General features: G+C 45.1%; 20 protein-coding genes and 1 tRNA gene. 8 read left to right on the top strand and 13 right to left on the bottom strand.

Annotated elements, in window-relative coordinates; genetic code table 11:
- The first annotated feature begins 177 nt into the window (after positions 1 to 177).
- The 4 genes from dapF (at position 178) to CVP04_RS02850 (ending at position 3,458) form a co-directional block, all read left to right on the top strand.
- Positions 178 to 1,002, top strand: a complete 825-nt coding sequence (dapF, locus tag CVP04_RS02865) for a diaminopimelate epimerase (protein ID WP_100296019.1) — start codon at positions 178 to 180, stop codon at positions 1,000 to 1,002.
- A gap of 112 nt (positions 1,003 to 1,114) precedes the next feature.
- The gene (locus tag CVP04_RS02860; protein WP_100296018.1) at positions 1,115 to 1,828 is read left to right on the top strand and encodes a DUF484 family protein; all 714 of its coding nucleotides are present in this window, start codon (positions 1,115 to 1,117) and stop codon (positions 1,826 to 1,828) included.
- The gene (gene xerC / locus CVP04_RS02855) at positions 1,828 to 2,715 is read left to right on the top strand and encodes a tyrosine recombinase XerC (RefSeq protein WP_100296017.1); all 888 of its coding nucleotides are present in this window, start codon (positions 1,828 to 1,830) and stop codon (positions 2,713 to 2,715) included. The genes CVP04_RS02860 and xerC overlap by 1 nt, the downstream gene beginning before the upstream one ends.
- 8 nt (positions 2,716 to 2,723) lie before the next feature.
- Positions 2,724 to 3,458 (top strand): HAD-IA family hydrolase, encoded by a 735-nt coding sequence (locus CVP04_RS02850; RefSeq protein ID WP_100296016.1) that lies wholly within the window; start codon positions 2,724 to 2,726, stop codon positions 3,456 to 3,458.
- On the opposite strand, the gene CVP04_RS02845 is transcribed toward CVP04_RS02850, so the two are convergent.
- Positions 3,417 to 4,310 (bottom strand): DMT family transporter, encoded by an 894-nt coding sequence (locus CVP04_RS02845; RefSeq protein ID WP_100296129.1) that lies wholly within the window; start codon positions 4,308 to 4,310, stop codon positions 3,417 to 3,419. The two genes, CVP04_RS02850 and CVP04_RS02845, sit on opposite strands and share 42 nt — an antisense overlap.
- Positions 4,307 to 4,663, bottom strand: a complete 357-nt coding sequence (gene folB, locus CVP04_RS02840) for a dihydroneopterin aldolase (RefSeq protein WP_100296015.1) — start codon at positions 4,661 to 4,663, stop codon at positions 4,307 to 4,309. The genes CVP04_RS02845 and folB overlap by 4 nt, the downstream gene beginning before the upstream one ends.
- Positions 4,664 to 4,763: 100 nt before the next feature.
- Between folB and plsY the strand changes: the two genes are divergently transcribed.
- On the top strand, positions 4,764 to 5,363 hold the full coding sequence (gene plsY / locus CVP04_RS02835) for a glycerol-3-phosphate 1-O-acyltransferase PlsY (RefSeq protein WP_100296014.1): 600 nt from the start codon (positions 4,764 to 4,766) through the stop codon (positions 5,361 to 5,363).
- A gap of 4 nt (positions 5,364 to 5,367) precedes the next feature.
- Here the strand turns inward: plsY and pgeF are convergent, their stop codons facing one another.
- Both pgeF and rluD read right to left on the bottom strand, forming a co-directional pair.
- Positions 5,368 to 6,105: a peptidoglycan editing factor PgeF gene (pgeF, locus tag CVP04_RS02830; protein WP_100296013.1), complete on the bottom strand. Its 738-nt coding sequence runs from the start codon at positions 6,103 to 6,105 to the stop codon at positions 5,368 to 5,370.
- 1 nt (position 6,106) lies between these two features.
- Complete coding sequence (rluD, locus tag CVP04_RS02825) at positions 6,107 to 7,081, bottom strand: 23S rRNA pseudouridine(1911/1915/1917) synthase RluD (RefSeq protein WP_100296012.1); 975 nt, start codon at positions 7,079 to 7,081, stop codon at positions 6,107 to 6,109.
- A 101-nt stretch (positions 7,082 to 7,182) separates the two neighbouring features.
- Here rluD and CVP04_RS02820 point away from each other — a divergent pair, with 101 nt between their 5' ends.
- Entirely contained in the window at positions 7,183 to 7,971 is a 789-nt protein-coding gene (locus CVP04_RS02820; protein ID WP_100296011.1) for an outer membrane protein assembly factor BamD, read from the top strand.
- 422 nt (positions 7,972 to 8,393) lie between these two features.
- Here CVP04_RS02820 and CVP04_RS02815 read toward each other — a convergent pair whose 3' ends face one another.
- The 6 genes from CVP04_RS02815 to rpsU all read right to left on the bottom strand — a co-directional run bounded on the left by CVP04_RS02815 (position 8,394) and on the right by rpsU (position 13,876).
- A complete protein-coding gene (locus tag CVP04_RS02815) occupies positions 8,394 to 8,960 on the bottom strand; it encodes a hypothetical protein (RefSeq protein WP_100296010.1) in 567 nt (188 codons plus the stop codon).
- A 2-nt stretch (positions 8,961 to 8,962) separates the two neighbouring features.
- Positions 8,963 to 9,142, bottom strand: a complete 180-nt coding sequence (locus CVP04_RS02810) for a hypothetical protein (protein WP_100296009.1) — start codon at positions 9,140 to 9,142, stop codon at positions 8,963 to 8,965.
- Between the two features lie 486 nt (positions 9,143 to 9,628).
- Positions 9,629 to 9,705 (bottom strand) — tRNA-Ile (locus CVP04_RS02805).
- 122 nt (positions 9,706 to 9,827) lie between these two features.
- Entirely contained in the window at positions 9,828 to 11,696 is a 1,869-nt protein-coding gene (rpoD, locus tag CVP04_RS02800) for an RNA polymerase sigma factor RpoD (protein ID WP_100296008.1), read from the bottom strand.
- Between the two features lie 74 nt (positions 11,697 to 11,770).
- Complete coding sequence (dnaG, locus tag CVP04_RS02795) at positions 11,771 to 13,525, bottom strand: DNA primase (RefSeq protein ID WP_100296007.1); 1,755 nt, start codon at positions 13,523 to 13,525, stop codon at positions 11,771 to 11,773.
- A gap of 135 nt (positions 13,526 to 13,660) precedes the next feature.
- Complete coding sequence (rpsU, locus tag CVP04_RS02790; RefSeq protein WP_005717672.1) at positions 13,661 to 13,876, bottom strand: 30S ribosomal protein S21; 216 nt, start codon at positions 13,874 to 13,876, stop codon at positions 13,661 to 13,663.
- A 218-nt stretch (positions 13,877 to 14,094) separates the two neighbouring features.
- Between rpsU and tsaD the strand changes: the two genes are divergently transcribed.
- Complete coding sequence (gene tsaD, locus CVP04_RS02785; protein WP_100296006.1) at positions 14,095 to 15,129, top strand: tRNA (adenosine(37)-N6)-threonylcarbamoyltransferase complex transferase subunit TsaD; 1,035 nt, start codon at positions 14,095 to 14,097, stop codon at positions 15,127 to 15,129.
- 31 nt (positions 15,130 to 15,160) lie between these two features.
- Complete coding sequence (locus tag CVP04_RS02780) at positions 15,161 to 15,745, top strand: thymidine kinase (protein WP_100296005.1); 585 nt, start codon at positions 15,161 to 15,163, stop codon at positions 15,743 to 15,745.
- A 74-nt stretch (positions 15,746 to 15,819) separates the two neighbouring features.
- Here the strand turns inward: CVP04_RS02780 and CVP04_RS02775 are convergent, their stop codons facing one another.
- The 3 genes from CVP04_RS02775 to nlpI all read right to left on the bottom strand — a co-directional run bounded on the left by CVP04_RS02775 (position 15,820) and on the right by nlpI (position 19,574).
- On the bottom strand, positions 15,820 to 16,524 hold the full coding sequence (locus CVP04_RS02775; protein WP_100296004.1) for a DUF6882 domain-containing protein: 705 nt from the start codon (positions 16,522 to 16,524) through the stop codon (positions 15,820 to 15,822).
- Positions 16,525 to 16,646: 122 nt separating this feature from the next.
- Positions 16,647 to 18,482, bottom strand: a complete 1,836-nt coding sequence (locus CVP04_RS02770; RefSeq protein ID WP_100296003.1) for a DEAD/DEAH box helicase — start codon at positions 18,480 to 18,482, stop codon at positions 16,647 to 16,649.
- A 189-nt stretch (positions 18,483 to 18,671) separates the two neighbouring features.
- Entirely contained in the window at positions 18,672 to 19,574 is a 903-nt protein-coding gene (nlpI, locus tag CVP04_RS02765) for a lipoprotein NlpI (protein WP_100296002.1), read from the bottom strand.
- Positions 19,575 to 19,638: the final 64 nt, after the last annotated feature.

The raw sequence follows: 19,638 nt of genomic DNA, 5'->3' as shown, positions 1-19,638 counted from the left end.
AACTAAGTAATGGCTTATGCGCAGATTTCAAGTAAAAACGCAAAATATTTTTAAATAAAATCTATTAATTTTAAAAGTTCAATAGGATAAACTTTGCAAAAAAGCGAATCTTTATTTACTCCCTTTCGCTTGCTGATTATAATGAGAACATCTTAACGAATAACGAAGGACGGAAAAATGCAGTTTTCCAAAATGCACGGTTTAGGTAACGATTTTGTGGTGGTGGATGCCGTGACGCAAAACGTTTATTTCCCTACCGAGACCATCAAAAAACTTGCCGACCGCCACCGCGGCATCGGTTTTGATCAACTTCTTGTGGTTGAACCGCCTTATGATCCGGACTTGGATTTTCATTACCGCATTTTCAACGCCGACGGCAGCGAAGTGGCGCAATGCGGCAACGGTGCGCGCTGTTTCGCCCGTTTCGTCACCTTAAAAGGCTTGACCGATAAAAAAGACATCGCTGTCAGCACGGCGAAAGGCAAAATGCTCCTGAGCGTAAAAGAAGACGGAATGATTCGCGTCAATATGGGCGAGCCGATTTGGGAGCCGGCGAAAATTCCGTTCAACGCGAACAAATTCGAGAAAAATTATATTCTGCGCACGGAAATTCAAACCGTGCTGTGCGGCGCGGTGTCAATGGGCAATCCGCATTGCGTGCTGCAAGTGGAAGATATTCGCACGGCAAACGTCGAACAACTCGGCCCGCTGCTCGAAAATCACGAACGTTTTCCGGAACGCGTCAACGTCGGCTTTATGCAAGTGCTAAACCGCAACCACATTAAACTACGCGTTTACGAACGTGGCGCGGGCGAAACCCAAGCTTGCGGCAGCGGTGCTTGTGCCGCCGTGGCAGTGGGCATTATGCAAGGCGTGTTGGATAGCAACGTGCAAGTTGATTTACCCGGCGGCAGTTTGTGGATCGAATGGGCGGGCGAAGGGCAACCGTTATTTATGACCGGCGACGCCACCCACGTTTACGACGGCAGTATCAAATTATAAATCGTCGTCAAAATTCACCGCACTTTTGTTTAAGCGATTCGTTGTTCCGCTTGCGCGCGGAACAACTTCTTTCATTAACAGGACGCGCACTGATTGAAACAAGGATTATGCAATGGCGGAAAACCTCTCTACGGACGAACTAACGGAACGGCAGATTGCGGATTATCTAACCCGACACCCGAATTTTTTCGCCGCGCATTTGGAATTATTAGATCGCCTTACCCTCGTTCATCCGCACAAAGGCACGTTATCTTTGGTGGAAATGCAGCTCGAACGCCAACGCAATCGAATTAAAGAACTGGAAGCGGAACTCAGCATTTTTGCCCGTTTGGCGCAACAAGATCAGGCGATTTTTCTTGCCTTAATGCCGCTTCAACAACAACTTTCGACTTGCACGAATTTGGCGCAAGGTATCGAAGCGCTTAATCAATGGGCGAAACGCTGGGAATTGCAACAAGCGAAAATTTTATTATTCAACGATGCGTGGCAAAAACATCCGAGCCTTGCGCCCTCTTATTGGCTTGATCGCAAAGCTTTCGAATTAATCCGCTTAGAACGCTTCGGCTTGCGTCGATTTTATTTGGGTCAACTCACGGGCAGAGAAAAAGCCTTATTATTTCTGCCGGAAGAATATCCTATCGGCTCCGTCGCTTGTTGTTTGCTCGGCGCAAAAACCGGCGGAAAATCCACCGCACTTTTGCTCTTTTCCGCGCGCGACGGACGGCATTTTCACAACGGTCAGGACACAATGTTTTTGCAACATTTGGTCAATATCGTCGAACTGCATTTAACGCGCTGGCTCGCCAATTATACGGAGAACTTGTAATGCAAAGTTGGCTACAAAAATACGAAAATTATCTGCGCATCGAGCGCCAAGTCAGCCCGCACACGCTAAACAATTATCGCCGTCAATTAGACAAGATCATCGAAATTCTGCAAAAAAATGACATTACCGAATGGCGACAGGTCACGCCGAGCGTGGTGCGTTTTGTGTTGGCGCAAAGTAAAAATGACGGTTTGCACGCCAAAAGCCTCGCCCTGCGTCTTTCCGCCTTGCGTCGTTTTTTGACCTATTTGGTGCAACAAGGCGAGCTGCAAGTGAATCCCGCCGTCGGCGTTTCCGCGCCGAAACAAGGCAAACATTTGCCGAAAAATATCGATACAGAACAGGTACAACAACTGCTCGCCAACGACAGCAAAGAACCGATCGATATTCGGGATCGCGCTATTATGGAATTAATGTACAGCTCCGGCTTGCGTTTGTCGGAGCTGCAAGGCTTAAATTTGAACAGCATTAACACGCGTGCGCGCGAAGTGCGCGTAATCGGGAAAGGAAACAAAGAGCGTATTCTCCCTTTCGGGCGTTACGCCTCGCACGCCATTCAGCAATGGCTAAAAGTGCGGTCATTATTTAACCCGAAAGACGACGCCTTATTCGTCAGTCAACTCGGCAATCGCCTGACTCACCGCGCCATTCAAAAACGCTTGGAAACTTGGGGCGTGCGCCAAGGTTTGAACGCCCATTTGAATCCGCATAAATTGCGTCACTCTTTCGCCACGCATATGTTGGAAAACAGCTCGGATCTACGCGCCGTGCAAGAATTGCTGGGACACAGCAATCTTTCCACCACGCAAATTTATACTCACTTGGATTTTCAACATTTAGCCCAAGTGTATAATTCCGCGCACCCGCGCGCCAAACGCAAAAAATAGGGAATCGAATGAAATTCTACCGCACTTTACAGCCTTTTCAGGTGATCAGTTTCGATTTGGACGACACGTTGTATGATAACACGGAGGTGATTCGCCTCGCCGAACAGCAATGTATCGAGCGGCTTCGCGATTTAAGCGGCATTGCACAAATCGACGTGGCATATTGGTTTGCGTGGAAACAACGCATCGAGCGCGAGCATCCGCAACAATGCGAGGACGTCACTCAATGGCGAATAATGACCATTCGGGCATTATTGCAAACACACCGCAAAAGTGCGGTGGAAATCGAAGGAATTTGTACGCAAACCATTCGGCATTTTTTGCATTGGCGACATAAAATCACTTTGCCGCAATTCAGTGTTGACTTACTCAACCGGTTGAAATCACGTTACAAATTAGCCGTGATTACCAACGGCAATGTCGATCCGCTGCGCTTAGGCTTGAACCAATTCGATTTCGTCCTGCGCGGCGGCGAACAAGGACGCGCTAAACCGCATCGCGAATTATTTCATTTGACCGCCGAACATTTCCGTTGTGATCCGCACGCCGTTTTGCATATCGGCGACAGTTTGATCACCGATGTGCAAGGCGCAATTCAAGCGGGGTGCCAAGCCGTTTGGCTGAATGAATCCGGCAAAGATCTCAACGCATTTCGCGAATGTCGAATTTTGCCGACCGTGGAAATCCGCCGACTTGAGGAATTACTTGCGATTACACAGCACCAAGCCGAAAATAATCAATAACGCGCTGATAATGTGATAAACATAAAGCGGTTCTTGCAGAATTAAAATACCCAACACGGCGGCGAACAACGGCGTGGCGTTAGTAAAGGCGGCGCCTTTGGTTCCGCCGACAATGGACATTCCGTAGTTCCAAAATCCGTAGGACAAAATCGACGGCCCGATGATCAAATACAGAATAATCCACCACTGATTCGCGGTAAAGGCAGAAAACACCGCGCCGTCAATTTGCAGATATTGCCACGCAAACACCGGCGTAAACAGCAGCATTGCGATGACCACTTGCGAAGTCAGCATTACGGCATTCGGCAATGCGGCGGGACGGAAACGAATGATACAACAATAAATCGCCCAACTGATCGCCGAGCCGATCGCCCATAAATCTCCCGTATTCACATTAAACGCCAGCAAGCGGCTCGGTTCACCGTGACTTAACAGCCACAATACGCCGATAAAACTGATCAATGCGCCGATAAGCACCTGCGGACGAATCGGATCGCCGAACACCAAACGATTTAAAAACAGCACCACAATCGGCACTACCGCCAAATAAATACTGGCGTTCAGTGCCGTGGTAGTTTGCAAACCTTGATATAAAAACACAGGGAAAATCACCACGCCGAGCAAGGCAAGTGCGGTTAAAATCGGCAGATTTTTGCCGATCAACGCAGAAAATTGCGGCAACCGTTTGCCGAACAGCAGCAATAAAATCAACGCAGCGGGAAACCAACGCGCATAATTGAGAATTATCGGCGCGATTTCTCGACTGAGCATTTTGCCGAACATATAATTTCCGCCCCAAAACAGCGTGGCGATAATCAAACAAAAATAGCCGTAACCTAACTTTTGCATCAACATTCGCCTTGTTCGATGATAATGCCGACATTACGCGCCTGCGCAACGGCTTTCGGTTTACTCAATTTCAAACGCAACCAAGGAATACCGAAACGCGCGCGTAATTGCTCGGCGACTTCGTAAGCCACGCGTTCGATTAATAGAAAAGGTTTGGATTGCACATAGTCAAGAATAAATTCGCTGACTTCGGCATAATTCAAGCAATATGCAACATCGTCCGTTTTCGCCGCTCTACGAGCGTCCCACGCCATTTCGATATCGAAAACCAATTTTTGTTTGATCTGTTGTTCCCAATCGTAAACGCCGATTTGCGCGAATACGACCAATTCTTCAATAAAAATGCGATCCGTCACTTTATACCTCTGATCAGTAAAATACTATTAGGCGTATGCTATCAACTTTATGTACAATAGACGAACGATTTTTTCTTTTTATACATTCAGGTGTCCGCAAATGAGCCTTTTCGCCCTTTTTTATCTGCTATTCGCCTATTTATTGGGTTCGATTTCGAGCGCCATTTTATTGTGTCGATTGCTCGGCTTGCCGGATCCGCGCGAAAACGGTTCGCACAATCCGGGCGCAACCAATGTATTGCGTATCGGCGGGCGTTGGGCGGCATTGGCGGTATTATTGTTCGATATTTTAAAAGGAATGTTGCCGGTTTGGGCGGGCTATTATTTAGGTTTAACCCAGTTCGAATTGGGAATGGTAGCGCTCGGCGCTTGCTTGGGACATATTTTCCCGATTTTCTTTCAATTCAAAGGCGGCAAAGGCGTCGCCACCGCCTTCGGTGCGATTGCGCCGATTGCGTGGGGTGTTGCGGGTTCGATGATCGGCACTTGGCTGTTGGTTTTTCTGATTAGCGGTTATTCTTCGTTAAGCGCGGTGATTACCGCCTTAGCCGTGCCGTTTTATGTGTGGTGGTTCAAACCGGAATTTACCTTTCCGGTCGCCTTGGTTTGTTGTTTGTTGGTTTATCGACATCACGATAATATTCAACGTTTATGGCGCGGGCAAGAAGATAAAGTGTGGAATAAATTAAAGAAAAAATAACCCGCTATTCTTCAAACCAAATTAACGATGCCATTCTGCCGGTTTTGCTTTCCCGCCGGAAAGAAAAAAAACGTTCCTTTTCCGAATAAGTACAATGTTCACCGCCGTAAATATGACGAATGCCGAGACGATTCAAGCGTTGCGTGGCAAGTTGATATAAATTACCCAAATATTTTCCCGCACAATCCGGATCCGCCACAAATGCCGTTTCCGCTTGCGGATCTTGCGCCATAAATTGATCGACCACTTCGCGCCCTACTTGAAAGCAAGTCGGCCCGATCGCCGGTCCTAACCACGCGACAATTTCCTCACGCGGCGAGTGAAAACACTGCACCGTTTGTTCCAAAATGCCGTCGCACAAACCGCGCCAACCGGCGTGTGCCGCCGCGACTTCATTGCCTTGAGCATTACTCAAAAGCACGGGCAGACAATCGGCGGTCATCACTAAACACACTTGATTCGGCTGATTGGTATAAACTGCGTCGGCTTCCACATTGTCGCCCGCATAAGGCAAACGAATTACTTTCGTGCTGTGGGTTTGGGTTAAAAATAGCGGAAATTGCGGCAAGCCGAAACGTTCGACCAATAAAGTACGGTTAATTTTCACCGCACTTTTTTCATCGCCGACGTGATCGCCTAAATTAAAACTGTCGTAAGGAGCGACACTCACACCGCCGCGGCGCGTGGTGGTGAAAGCGTGCACCTGCGCGGCGACGTTCCAATTCGGTTTGATTGAATCCATTTTAATAATCCAATTCGTCTTTATGTTCAAGATAATCCGCTTTTAACGCTTCGATTAATCGGACGAAATCCTCCGGCAACGGCGCGTACCATTCCATTAATTCGCCGGTAATCGGATGTTCCAAACGTAACATTACGGCATGCAACGCTTGGCGTTTAAATTCGCGCAGCACCGTAGTAAAGGCTTCGCCGGCATTTTTCGGCGGACGCGGACGACCGCCGTAAGTTTGATCGCCCAGCAACGGATGCGCGATATGCGCCATATGCACGCGAATTTGGTGAGTTCGTCCCGTTTCAAGACGTAAACGCAAACGGGTGTAATTACGAAAACGTTCCATAATTCGATAATGAGTCACCGCCGGTTTGCCCAAAGGATGTACCGCCATATGCGTGCGCTTGGTCGGGTGACGCGCCATCGGCTGATCCACCGTACCGCCTTGGGTCATAATGCCGTAAGCGACGGCTTCGTATTCACGGGTAATTTTTCGCTTCTGCAAATCGCGCACCAATTTGGTTTGTGCCGGTATGGTTTTCGCCACCACCATTAAACCCGTGGTATCTTTATCCAAACGATGAACGATGCCGGCACGCGGCACTTCGGCGATCTGCGGATAATGATAAAGCAAGGCATTTAACACCGTGCCGCTCGGATTACCCGCGCCCGGATGCACGACAAAATCTTTCGGCTTATTGATCACCAAAATATGTTCGTCTTCATAAACAATATTTAACGGAATATTTTCCGGCGCAAAACGGTTTTCATCCTCCACTTCAACGCTAATTTCCACCGATTCGCCGCCGTACACTTTCGTGCGCGGTACGGTAATTTTTTCGCCGTTGACTAAGACCAAGCCTTCTTCAATCCACGTTTTTAATCGAGAACGCGAATAATCAGGGAACATTTCCGCTAAAGTTTGGTCTAAACGTTGTCCCATTTGTTCCGGCTGAACTTCAGCCGACAAAGTGATTTGTGCCATAAATAAAAAAATCCGTTAATAGTTTGCTTATTTAGCAATGTTCTATACAATATCGGATTATTGTAACTCATTTATCATTGCTCGTAAAAAAGGATTCATCAATGCGTAAATTTAAATCATTGACGCTCATCGCATTCACCGCATTGGCGGTCGCCGGCTGTTCAAGTTCAGGTAAAGAAGTCGAGGACGGTACCGAACAGGAACTCTACGGTAAAAGCCAAACTTATTTGCAAGACGGGGATTATTCTCAAGCGATTCGTTATTTGGAAGCCGTTAAAAACCGTTTTCCGGGCACGAGCTACAGCGAACAAACACAGTTGAATTTGATTTACGCCTATTATAAATCGCAAGATTACACTAAAACCTTAGTCACGGCGGATCGTTTCATTCAGCAATTTCCGAACAGTCAAAACTTGGATTATGTGCTTTATATGACCGGTTTGACCAACTTTGCCTTAGGTGAAAACTTCTTCCAAGATTTCTTCGGTGTGGATCGCGCCACCCGCGAAAGCACCTCAATCAAAGCGGCGTTTGCCAACTTCCAAACCTTGGTGCAACATTTCCCTAACAGCGCGTATGCACAAGACGCTCTTGCGCGTATGGCATACATCAAAGCAAGTTTGGCGCGCCACGAATTATCTATCGCAAAATTCTACGCGAAACGCGACGCGCACGTTGCCGTGGCGAACCGTGTAGTCGGAATGTTGCAACAATATTCGGATACGCAAGCCACATTAGACGCCTTGCCGTTAATGAAAGAAGCTTATGAAAAAATGAATTTAACTCATTTGGCGAACCAAACGGAAAGTTTAATTCAAGCCAACCAAGGCAAACGCTTTGCCGATGTTGAAAAACCGGCCGAACCGAATTTAACCGTTCCGCAAAAATAATCCTTGATTTGAAAAAAGCACCCGAAAGGCAATATGCCGATTAGGGTGCTTTTTTTGACCGCACTTTTTCTTATCTATATACGTTTTATAATGTTTTGTGCCGATAAACGTCTTTGATATCAAAAAACAATGTTTCCATTTATCCAACGATCAATATTTATTAAGGCGTAATTTTTATTTTCGAGTATCGTTCTAGTTATTTTTTAGTTTTACTAAAATAACGTTTAATAGAATATGAGCTGATTTTACTTTGAAACTTGTTGTAAGTTTCCATATCAAATAAAGAAATACTTAATATTTCAGAAATAGGAAAGGTTATATTAAAGTCATCTAAACTTAACGATTCTGCACTATCAAATAAGAACTCATTGTAGTGATTATAGTAGTTTGTCGTAAAGATAACACCTAAAGTACCGGATTCTCTATACCCACTCAATAATGGTAATAAAGAAATATATTCTATATCGCCCATCTTCAAGTAGAGGAGCCGAAGGGACAATCCCTACATAAACTTTATTAGAGGACAATGTTACCAACACAGGAAAGGATCTAATATGGGATTCTAAAACAAGTGATTCAAATGGATTATTACTAATAAGCTTAGATAAAGATTTTAATTTTCCATCAGCATAGAGTTTATAATATACTCTGTTACCAATACCAACAAGAAATGCCAGTATTATACTTAAAACGCATATAGCTACGAGCTTTAATAGGTTCTTTTTTTCTTCTAAGTTATTAGAAGTCATTACAATCCTATCAACGTTTATTTTCATAGATAACAAATTATAGATCTCTCTAAGCCACCCCAAACTACTCAATAATGAAATAATGCACCAAGCGACGAAGAAAAAACAGACACCCCAACCTGCTACATATAAATAAGCGCTCCAATCTTCGGAGCGCTTAAATTTATATCGAGTAGTTAAGCTTAAATTCACATACAAAAAACCTGTAATTGCAATCACTAAGATACTTAAAGATTCCATATTTATTTAGCTTGAACTTTTACATCCTTTAACTTAATCAATACCGACTTAAATTTTTCATTGGCGTATTCGGGTTTTAGATTCACCTGACCTTTTGAATCGATCGTATAATTATCTTTATTTTCTTTTAACACTCGGTAGAGGCGGTTTTCTGATGTAAGGCTTAATGCTACTGATGTCATAGTGCACCTCCGTTTCCTATACCTATAGTCAACAAAACTCATACTGTTTTAGATATGAGTTAAACCTTTTACATAATTACTAAAGTTGTATTTATAGATTTAGTGTATATGGTACGATATAAAAAATCAATAAAATGTTTAATTTACTGATAACACCTAACATTAACTATTTAACTATAATTCCACACATCGCTTTATGATATCACCTAAAAAATCATTCACCTGATCTTAGCCCATTGCTGCCAGTAAGGAATACATTTTTTCCTTGTGGCTTAGTTTTTTGATTTCGGCATCTAAAAATTTACGTAACCACAAAAGCTAAATAATAACAAGCCTTTGTTTGTAGTTACATCATTGGTTACAAAAAAATACGATTAGCGCCGCTATATCGCGTTAAGCTACGTTAAGAAAAAGAATAGAACTCATTGATTTTACTGATAAAAACAAAGCCTTCAGTTTAGTTACGAAAGGCTTTGTTTAGCTATATGGTGCCCCCAACAGGACTTGAACCTGTGACCAATCGATTATGAGTCGACTGCTCTGACCGACTGAGCTATGGGGGCGGTAAGATTGCGGAATTATAGTGAAATACAGGCTTAAAGTCTAGGATAAGGAGCCCGTCCGAATAAATTTTGAACAAATAAGCCCGATTTCTTATCAGGCTTATTTATTCGGTTAATACGGCTTATTCGTCCAAGAAACTTCTTAGAGTTTCGGAACGGCTTGGGTGGCGTAATTTGCGCAGCGCTTTGGCTTCGATTTGACGAATACGTTCGCGCGTTACATCAAATTGTTTGCCCACTTCTTCCAAGGTGTGATCCGTGTTCATATCGATACCGAAACGCATCCGCAATACTTTCGCTTCGCGCGGCGTTAAGCCTTCGAGCACTTCGTGCGTCGCTGCTTTTAAGCTTTGCGCCGTTGCCGAATCTAACGGAAGTTCCAAGGTGCTGTCTTCGATAAAATCGCCTAAATGCGAATCATCGTCATCACCGATCGGTGTTTCCATTGAGATCGGTTCTTTGGCGATTTTAAGCACTTTACGGATTTTGTCTTCCGGCATACCCATTCTTTCCGCCAATTCTTCCGGCGAAGCTTCGCGTCCCATTTCTTGCAGCATTTGACGTGAAATACGATTCAGTTTGTTAATCGTTTCAATCATATGCACCGGAATACGAATGGTACGCGCTTGGTCGGCGATGGAGCGCGTAATAGCTTGGCGAATCCACCACGTCGCATAAGTCGAGAACTTATAGCCGCGACGATATTCGAATTTATCCACCGCTTTCATTAAGCCGATATTACCTTCTTGAATCAGATCTAAGAATTGTAAGCCGCGGTTAGTATATTTTTTCGCAATGGAGATCACCAAACGCAAGTTTGCTTCGACCATTTCTTTCTTCGCGCGACGCGCTTTCAATTCGCCTTGCGACACGCGTTCGCAAATATCACGAATTTGTTGCACAGATAAACCGGTATCTTGCTCGATTTGAATTAAATTTTCGATAGATTGACGAATCGGTGCTTCGTATTGGGTCAATTTATCCGCCCACGCTTTGCCGGAAGTTAAGGCTTTAACCAACCAAACATCCGTAGTTTCGTGACCGATAAAATCTTTTTGGAACGCCGCTTTCGGCATTTTGGCGTTATCCACTACCATTTTTTGGATATGGCGTTCTTGTTGACGCACGCGTTTCATCATTTCACGCATTGAGATAACCAAAGTATCGAATTGTTTCGGTACCAAACGGAATTGGGTGAAAATATCCGCTAACAGTTGGATTTGGTCTTTCGCTTGTTTTTTGCTACGACCGTGTTTTAAGATCGCGTCCAAGGTTTTTTGATGCTGTAATTTCAATTCGGCGAATTTTTCGCGCGCGACTTCGGGATCGATAGTATTATCGGAATCGCTGTCATCGCCGCCGCTTTCTTCTTCGCTTTCTTCTTCGTCTTCTTCATCCAATTCGGCATCGCTGACTTCGGTGCTTTCTTCATCCTCATCCGACAAAGAGGCGTCAATTTCCGGAATATCCGCTTCCTCCACGGCATTCGGATCGACAAAGCCGGTAATCAAATCCGCCAAACGCATACCGCCTTCTTCGACCAGTGCATATTGCTCAAGCAAATAAGTAATGGATTCCGGATATGCCGCCACCGCACTTTGTACTTCGTTAATGCCTTCTTCGATACGTTTTGCGATGTCGATCTCGCCTTCACGGGTCAATAACTCTACGCTCCCCATTTCACGCATATACATCCGCACCGGATCCGTCGTACGTCCTAGCTCTGCTTCCACGCTGGATAATACTTGCGTCGCTTCTTCAACGGCATCTTCATCGGCGATGTTTTCGTTCAGCATTAAATCATCGGCATCGGGCGCCGTTTCCAGAACCTGAATACCCATATCATTAATCATCTGAATAATGTCTTCGATCTGATCCGCATCGACAAGTTCTTCCGGCAGATGATCATTGACTTCGGCATACGTTAAATAGCCTTGCTCCTTGCCCTGTGCAATTAACAATTTCAACTGAGATTGTGGGTTTTGCTCCATATTAGATATTCGCCTCGATTAATAATTATGGAAGATAAAATACGACTGATTTTATCATTGTTACGATCTATTCACTATTTATTTTGTTGCTTTTTCAGTAATAACTGCGCCAAGTCCTGCTTTTCACTCAGCGTCAGCCCTTCCGTGCGTTCTTTGGCAATCAATCTATCGATATTTTTATCCACTAATTGAAGATAAAAATATTTTAAGGTTTCACGGAAAGTCGTTTCGATTTTTTCATCATCGATTAAATGATCCCAAGTTGCCAAAATTTCAAGGGGGCGAGCAGTTTCCGTATCTCGCCAATATTCCAAAATTTGTCCGGTGGTAATGCCGACTCGTTCGCGACAAAGTGCGGTCAATTTTTCGAACAAATCCAAACCCGGCTCGTTTAAAACGCGCAACGCCGATAAATCCGGCACATTGGCGACCAATTCGGGATTTTGCAGCAATAATGCAATCAATATGCGCATCGGCGTGCGTTTCACCGTCGGCGCTTTATAGGTTTTTCCCGTATTCTCCGTTTGGGTCGGGATCAAATTTTCTAATTGCGATTGATCAAAAATGCCTAATTTTTGCGCTAACATTTGTCGTAAAGACAAGCGCAAGATTTCCCCGGGAATTTGCTTGATCAGCGGTGCTACCAATGCTGCCAACTTGGTTTTTCCTTCTTTGGACGAAAAATCCACCTGCGCGCTTAAATTGGAAAAGAGGAAATCGCTCAAAGATTGAGCGTTATTAAGGTAATCCTCAAAACCGGCTTTTCCGTAACGACGAATAAAACTGTCGGGATCTTCGCCGTCGGGCAAAAAGATAAATTTCAGCTGGCGCCCGTCCTCCAAATAAGGCAATGCATTTTCCAACGCTCGCCACGCAGCGGCGCGTCCGGCACGATCCGCATCATAACAGCACACCACTTGTTCCGTCGAACGAAACGCCAGTTGAATTTGCTCCGGTGTCGTCGCCGTACCGAGCGCCGCCACAGCGTAATCCACGCCGAATTGCGCCAGCGCCACTACGTCCATATATCCTTCCACCACCAACAGCATTTCCGGACTTTCATTCGCCTGCAAGGCTTCGAACAAGCCGTATAATTCGTTCCCTTTGTGGTAGGTCACGCTTTCCGGCGAGTTTAAATATTTCGGTTTTTCATCGCTAATCACCCGCCCGCCGAAAGCGATTGTTCTACCTCGCCGATCGCGAATCGGAAACATAATGCGATTGCGAAAACGATCATAAGCGTCACGGTTATCGTTACGCGACAACATTCCGAGATCAAACAGCTTTTTCAGATCTTCTTGAGTTTTGCCGAAATGTGCCAACAATCCGCCGAACTGATTCGGCGAAAAACCGATTTGAAAGCGTTCGATCACTTCCGGCGATAAACCGCGCTGCTGCAAATAACTTTGCGCGGGAATATTCAACGGCAACTGTTGTCGATAGAATTGCGCGATATCGTGCATTAATTCGTATAAATTACGTTTGGTACGATAATCGGTCTGCGGTTTGCCGTCAAAGTGCGGTGATTTTTCGCGCGGAACTTCAAGCCCGTGCAACACGGCCAATTCTTCGATCGCTTCGACAAATTCCAATTTATCGTATTCCATTAAAAATGAAATGGCGTTACCGTGGGCGTGGCAACCGAAGCAATGATAAAATTGTTTTTTTTGACTCACCGTGAAAGACGGCGTTTTTTCGTGGTGAAAAGGGCAACAAGCCTGATAATCCCGTCCGGCTTTTTTCAGTTTTACTCTCGCATTAATCAATTCGACAATATCGGTTCGCGCCAAAATATCATCAATAAACGAACGCGGAATCATCCCGGCCATTCCATTCCCTCCTATTATTAATGATTAACAGAGAAAATATGTAAGATTATAAGACCCATTTATAGAAAACAAAACCGTGATTCCAATACGGTTTCACGGTCTGCTTAACTCGAGTTTTTAATTAAAAAATTTTAATTAGTATAAACGTGTATTGCGTGCGTTCTCACGAGCTACGCGTTTTGCGTGACGTTTTGCACGAGTTGCGTTTTCACGTTTGCGAATTGTCGTTGGTTTTTCGTAGAATTCGCGGCTGCGAACTTCTGCTAAGATACCCGCTTTTTCACAAGAGCGTTTAAAACGACGTAATGCAACGTCGAAGGATTCGTTTTCACGTACTTTAATTACAGGCATAAGCCATCACCTCAATATGGATTAATATTTTGCAAAATTTAGTGACCGTTTTGATAAACGGCTTATTCAGACTAATAAGGCTCGCAATTTTAATCCAAATCCATAACAAAAGTAAAGGAAAGATTGATCTTTTCTCGCAAAATCCTTCTTCCGGCTGGAGAAACGTAGCCAAACAGGGTAAAATCGGCAACAATTTTAATTTCTACCAGAGAGAAAAAATGCGAATTTTAGGCATTGAAACATCTTGTGACGAAACCGGCGTGGCGATTTATGATGAAGATCGCGGTTTGATCGCCAATCAACTTTACACTCAAATTGCGCTACACGCGGACTACGGCGGCGTTGTGCCGGAATTGGCATCGCGCGATCACATTCGAAAAACCGCGCCGTTGATTCAAGCTGCCTTGCGGGAAGCCGGTTTAACCGCCGCCGATATTGACGGTATCGCTTACACCTGCGGGCCGGGTTTGGTCGGTGCTTTGTTGGTCGGATCTACGATCGCCCGCGCCTTGGCTTATGCGTGGAATGTGCCGGCAGTCGGTATTCATCATATGGAAGGGCATTTATTAGCACCAATGTTGGAAGAAAACGCACCGCACTTTCCGTTTATTGCGCTGTTGGTTTCCGGCGGACACACGCAATTAGTGCGCGTGGACGGCGTCGGGCAATACCGCGTATTGGGCGAAAGCATTGATGATGCCGCGGGCGAAGCTTTCGACAAAACCGCCAAATTGCTCGGTTTGGATTATCCCGGCGGCGCGGCGCTTTCGCGTTTGGCACAGCAAGGACAACCGAACCGCTTTACTTTTCCGCGTCCGATGACCGATAGACCGGGCTTGGATTTCAGCTTTTCCGGCTTAAAAACCTTTGCCGCCAATACCATTCATCAGGCGATCGAACAAGAAGGCGAATTAAGCGAACAAACCAAAGCGGACATCGCTCACGCCTTCCAACAAGCGGTTGTGGATACCTTGGCGATAAAATGTCGCCGCGCCTTGCAAGAAAGCGGGCTTAAACGCCTTGTTATTGCGGGCGGGGTCAGCGCCAATCAGCAATTACGTCGAACACTTGCCGAATTGATGACCCAACTTAAAGGCGAAGTATTTTATCCGCAACCGCAATTTTGCACCGATAACGGCGCTATGATTGCTTACACCGGCTTTTTACGTTTAAAACAAGGCGAACATTCGCCGTTGGAAATCGAAGTCAAACCGCGTTGGCCGATGACCGAACTTAGCGCAATTTCATCTTAATGATCTGCAAATGGATATTAAAGAGTAAATAATGGCTAAATTGTATTTTTATTACTCGACGATGAACGCCGGCAAATCCACGACTTTGCTGCAATCCGACTATAACTATCGCGAACGCAAAATGAACACCTTGGTTTATACTGCGGCGATCGATGATCGTTTCGGTGTGGGTAAAGTGACTTCACGTATCGGCATTAGTCGCCAAGCGAAATTATTCGGTAAAGAAACGGATTTATTTGCCGAAATCGCACAACATTTAGAACAGGAAAAATTACATTGTATTTTGGTGGACGAAGCGCAATTCCTCACCAAAACACAGGTTTATCAATTAAGCAATGTGGTGGATAAATTAAATATTCCGGTGCTGTGCTACGGATTACGCACGGATTTTCAAGCGGAATTATTCGAAGGCAGTCGTTATTTATTGGCGTGGGCGGATCAACTGGAAGAATTAAAAACCATTTGTTATTGCGGCAGAAAAGCGAATTTCGTTCTGCGCTTAAACGAGGAAGGTAACGTGGTAAAAGACGGCGAACAAATTCAAATCGGCGGAAATAACCGCTATGTTTCCGTTTGCCGCCGCCATTACAAAGAAAAAATCGAACAAAGTCTATAATAAAGTGCGGTGAAAAATCACCGATTTTTCCGCCGCATACTCAAGACGCTCCAAAGTCGCCGTCAAATAAAATTTTAACCTTTTAGCTGCAACAGCACGCCTTTTTCGTCGAAAATACCGATGATTTCTCTGCCATTTTTACGCGCAATCAAATGCGTGTCCGTTTCTTCCGTGAATTTGTATTTTTTCGCACTCAAATAATTTTTTAACACTTTTTGTTGCGCTTTGATCTCGAACATTGCGATAAATTGCGGATAAACGGACAGAATACGCAAATGTTCTTCTTCCTCGGAGAGCGCAGCGGGCGATTTCGGCTCGCGAATCGTTACTAACAAGGCGCCTTCGCCGAAATTACCTACATAATAGCCGTCCCCGCCGAACATTCCCAGCGCCACCAAGCCGAAACTGTGTATATCCGTCATCGCCAATTTCAAACTGCCTCTGGTTAATTCACCGATTTTGCGTTTCTTGCCGTAAGCGCGAAATTCTTTTGCGGTCTCCAATAATTTTCTTGGAATTTTCGTCGCCTGATTCGCCCAGCTCCACACCCACATCTTCTCCGCAAAGGAAAAGGAGCCCAATAACTGCACGGGATAACTCAGCTCGTTATTAAAGGTAATAGTGCCGGCATTCAAATCGATATTCCAATCTTTATTCTCCACTTTTTCGGCAAAAACGAGCTGTTTTTCAAACCCCAATGTGGCGTATTGATCATACAAGGTCGAAAAGCTTTTATATAACGTAAAGTTATTGATCCCGAATAATTTTTTAAAAAGCACGGTGTTCTCCTCAACGAGGTTGGATTTATGCTTATTATTCAATAATTTCCGTCCACAAGCAAAATTTATTTCAGTCAAAAAGAAAGGCGCCGAAGCACCTTTCTTAATCTTGATAAAATCACCTATTTTCTGCGATCACGGCGTTCTCTGCGCGGTTTATCGTCAAAAGTGCGGTAATTTTTTTCTTTAAATCTGCGCTCGCCGCGAGCAAAGTCATCACCTCTGCCGCCACGTGAAAAACCACGTTTTTCCTCGCCGCTGCGTCGTCTGCCGCCTTCGCGTTCGTCACGCGAATCGCCGCCTTTCACTTCGCCGATAAAGGACATTCGCATTTGTTTATTCATCACGCGAGTTTTATCGAACATTTGCAACAATTCTTTCGGCATACCTTGCGGCAATTCGATGGTGGAATAGTCATCATATAATTTAATATGTCCGATGTAGCGGCTGTTAATATCCCCTTCGTTGGCAATCGCGCCGACGATATGACGCACTTCCACGCCGTCGCCGCGACCGACTTCGATCCGATATAAATCCATCGGTTGCGGATTACCGTATCCGCGACGTTCCGCCGAACGCGGATTTTCGCGACGATCACGACGTTCGCCGCGCTCGCGACGTCCGCGTTTTTCTATTGGCGGATCCGGCGGTAAAATCAATTTTTGTTTGCCTTGCAACAACATTAACATTGCGGCGGCAATATCTTCTTGATCTTGATCTGCGGTAAACAAATCTTCCAATAAACTGCGATATTGATCCAAATCGTGGTGTTCTAATTGTTTGGTAATCTGCGCCACGAATTTTTTCCGACGACATTCTTGTAATGCGCTATGATTCGGCACTTCGACTTCGTCGATCGGTTTTTTGGTTAATCGTTCGATATTTTTCAGCAAGCGATTTTCTCTCGGTTCGACGAATAACAATGCGCGCCCGGCACGTCCGGCACGTCCGGTTCGACCGATACGGTGAACATAACTTTCCGCATCCAACGGAATATCGTAGTTGACCACTAAGCTAATGCGTTCCACATCCAATCCGCGCGCGGCAACGTCCGTCGCCACTAGAATATCCAAACTGCCGTTGCGTAAACGATCCAAGGTTTGTTCGCGTAGTTGCTGAGTCATATCGCCGTTTAAAGCAGCTGCACGGAAACCGTGTTTTTCCAATAATTCGGTCACGTCTAAAGTGCCGGTTTTGGTGCGGGTGAAAATGATCGCGGCGTCAAAATCTTCCACTTCCAAAAAGCGAAGAAGGGCTTCGTTTTTGCGGAATCCGTGCACATACCAACAACTTTGGGTAATATCCGGCGCGGTACGCTGGGTGGATTGAATTTTGATCTCTTGCGGATCATTCATAAAACGTTTGGTGATACGTCGAATCGGCTCCGGCATCGTGGCGGAGAAAAGTGCGGTCTGATGTTGTTCGGGAAGTTCCGCCATCACGGTTTCCACGTCATCGATAAAGCCCATTCGTAACATTTCGTCCGCTTCGTCCAACACGATAAAGCGCAATTCGGACAGATCCAAGGTATTGCGACGAATATGATCAAGAATACGTCCCGGCGTACCGACCACCACTTGCGCGCCTTGTTTTAACGCGCGTAATTGAATGTCGTAACGTTGTCCGCCGTAAAGGGTCACAATGCGAATACCTTTAGCATATTTCACGAATTGTTCACAGGCATCGGCAACTTGAATCGCCAATTCGCGTGTCGGCGCCATCACCAACATTTGCGGATGTTTTTGTTCCGTGTCGATTTGTGCCAATAACGGCAAAGAGAACGCGGCGGTTTTGCCGCTGCCGGTTTGTGCCATACCAAGCACGTCTTGTCCCGCCAATAAATGCGGAATACAGGTTTGTTGAATCGGAGAAGGCATGCTGAATCCTAAATCGGACACGGCGTTAAGAATAAATTCGGGCAAGCCCAAATCATTAAAAGTCATTGTAGTTTCAGTCATTAAAAATACTCAAATAAAAGGAAAGCGCAACGCGCTTTCGGTTTGACAAAGCATAGGTGTCATAGAAAGAGTAAAGAAGTCCGCGCACGGCGGAATTGATACACTCAATCGGCTACTTTGTGTTTAACATTGTTGAAAAGTCGATACGTTTCACAATACCAAGTTTACGGCGAGAAATTCGCGCCGTTTTTATTCCGCTTGAGCGCGTTTTAATTTCGCTAACTCAAGCACTGCAAAACGATACTCAACAAAGTTATACACCTGATTCGCCACGGCCAATTTAAAGAGCGTTTCCGCTTCTTCCGTTTGACCCGCATTGAGTTTTTGTTTTGCCAGATAAAAATAAGTTTCGGTTAAAATTTCGGCATACTGCGGCGATGCCGGATCAGCGAATTGCTGTGCTTTGCGGAATAAATCCGCCAGCGTCAATTCACCTAAATAATATTGCACGATATAGGTTCCCCAGTAATCCTTGGACAACCCGCCCGCGCGATTCGCTAAATTTTGTCGAGCGTCATTCGGTTTATATTTCAATTCGTTCAAATATAACCACAATACGCGATAAGGATCTGTTTTATCCGCCCGATAAAATTTAATGAAATCTTCTTCGGCTAAATTATTCCGTCCGACGTAATAAAAATTCAGCCCTCGATTTAAGAAAGTATATTCATACGTCGGATCCAAATCCAACACCGCATTGAAAGCCTCCAATGCGCCGTCATAATCCTCATCGAGTAATAAATACAATCCTAAATAATTATACACCGCCGCCATTTTCGGCTGCAGCGCCAACGATTGAGTAAAGTCATAACGCGCCAACGCCCATAAGCCGAGGCTGTCATATAGCACGCCGCGTTCAAAATGCAGGCTTGCGCGTTCTTCGTTACTCATTCGTCCGACAAGCAAAACCTGACTTATCCGCACAATCATCACTTCTTGTTCAAAGTGAACATTCGGGTTTTGTTCCGCTAAGACAACTTTATTCCGCGACACGAAAGTCGAATTTGAATTTACACAACCGGCAAGAAACAAAATAACGAATAAATTAGGTAAACACCACGCGAATGTTAACAACCGTGAGCGTTTGATCATCTCAGATAAGCCTTAAAGCACCGATATTGCTTGTTATTTCTATTGAATCAAATAGAACCGTCGG

The organism is Caviibacterium pharyngocola, assembly GCF_002795405.1.
GTDB lineage: Bacteria > Pseudomonadota > Gammaproteobacteria > Enterobacterales > Pasteurellaceae > Caviibacterium > Caviibacterium pharyngocola.
This window is presented reverse-complemented; position numbering and strand designations above follow the sequence as displayed.